Genomic DNA, 477 nt, shown 5'->3' with positions numbered 1-477 from the left:
ATAAAAGACCAATGTGCGCATGACATCTTCCGGCTTTTCATTACCTTCCAGACGGCCTTGAAGCCAGCTTAGGGAAAACAACTCTCGGCCTGTACTTTTGGGATAAGGGCGGCTGAAGTAAGGATGGTCGAGCAGGGAAGCGAGCAGGTCAGGAAGGATTTTGCCTTGTGTGGCTTTTTCCCCGTTTTTGTCGTAAGGCTGCCGCCAGATATGTTGCATCCATGCATCCATCAGCATGTTGCCGGGGCCTGTATCGAAGCCGAAAGAAGGGCTGTCGGGCGGGAGGATACTGATATTGGAAATGCCACCAATGTTGAGTACGGCACGGGTTTCATTCGCATCTTGAAATAGCGCTTCGTGAAAAGCGGGGACGAGGGGCGCACCTTGACCGTTGCAGGCAAGGTCGCGGCTGCGGAAGTCACCAACCGTGAAAATTCCGGTTAGTTCGGCCAATAGGGGAAGGTTGACCAGTTGAAT

General features: G+C 52.8%; 1 protein-coding gene. It reads right to left on the bottom strand.

Going from position 1 to position 477, the window contains the following annotated elements:
* Window positions 1–477, bottom strand: a 477-nt coding sequence (locus ACTHUM_RS19235) for an anhydro-N-acetylmuramic acid kinase (RefSeq protein ID WP_440403887.1), incomplete at both ends; no start/stop codon positions are given.

It is taken from the genome of Neisseria sp. P0021.S006 (genome assembly GCF_051956895.1).
Note: the sequence above shows the minus strand (reverse complement) of the source record. Positions and strands in the feature narration are given on the sequence as shown.